Genomic DNA, 1,118 nt, shown 5'->3' with positions numbered 1-1,118 from the left:
CGATCGGCTACGTGCCGCAGCAGATCTTCCTCGCCGACGACACGGTGGCGGCGAACATCGCCTTCGGCCGCGCGGCCGAGGACATCGACCAGGCGGCGGTGGAGCGGGCGGCGAAGATCGCCGAGCTCGATAGCTTCGTCATGCGCGAGCTCTCCGACGGCTACGCCACCAAGGTCGGCGAGCGCGGGGTCAGGCTCTCGGGCGGGCAGCGGCAGAGGATCGGCATCGCCCGCGCGCTCTACCACGACCCCGACGTGCTGATCCTCGACGAGGCGACGAGCGCGCTCGACAACCTGACCGAACGGGCGGTGATGGACGCGGTGCACAACCTCGGCCGGGCCAAGACCGTGGTGATGATCGCGCACCGGCTCTCGACCGTGCGCGAGTGCGACACGATCTTCATGCTCGAGGGGGGCCGGGTGGTCGCGGAAGGCAGCTACGACGAGCTGATCGCGAGCAATCGCCAGTTCCGGGCGCTCGCCGGTGCCTGACGGGGCGATGGACCGCCTCGTTTCCCCCTTGCCCGCGGAGGGGCAGGCGCCGCTCGAGATCCGCGCGAACCCGATGCTCGGGAGCTATGCCGCGACGGTCTGCACGATCGTGCACGACGAGATGTTCATCCTCGAGGCCTTCCTCGCGCACTACCGCCGCCTCGGGGCCGACCGCTTCATCATCCTCGACGACCGTTCGACCGACGGGACCCGCGAGTTCCTCGCCGGTCAGCCCGACGTGATGGTGATCGGCAGCGGCATCCGCTACTTCGCGCAGGTCTCCTATCCGCCGGAGACGCTCGCCCGGATCCGCGAGACCCGGGCGGTCCGCCTCTGGCGCGACCAGATGCTCGACCAGTTCTGCACCGGCCAGTGGGCGGTGGTGGTCGACCCGGACGAGTTCCTCGCGGTGCCGAGCCTCCCCGCCCTCTTCGCCGAGCTCGCCGCCGCCGGCGCCGAGGCGGCCTGGGGGGTCATGGTCGACATGTACCCCGAACGGGTGCGCGATATCCTCGGCCAGGACTCCGCGCGCTTCCGCCTCGATGACGCCTGGTTCTTCGACGCGAAGCCGCATCTCGACCCGCGGCAGCCGCGCGGCGAGCCCCCGCAGGTGCCGCGCACCGTCTA

2 protein-coding genes are annotated in these 1,118 nt (G+C 70.9%); both read left to right on the top strand.

The window, feature by feature from the left end:
• The coding region (locus Q0112_RS01890) for an ATP-binding cassette domain-containing protein (protein ID WP_297970636.1) at positions 1–491 on the top strand (491 nt) is incomplete at its 5' end.
• Positions 492–498: 7 nt separating this feature from the next.
• Positions 499–1,118 (top strand): glycosyltransferase family 2 protein (locus Q0112_RS01885; RefSeq protein WP_297970633.1); only part of this gene is annotated, 620 nt, incomplete at its 3' end.

The sequence above is a fragment of the uncultured Amaricoccus sp. genome, from assembly GCF_937858865.1.
In the GTDB taxonomy this organism is placed as follows: domain Bacteria; phylum Pseudomonadota; class Alphaproteobacteria; order Rhodobacterales; family Rhodobacteraceae; genus Amaricoccus.
The sequence above is the reverse complement of the archived record's forward strand: the minus strand, read 5'-3'. Positions and strand labels throughout refer to the sequence as shown.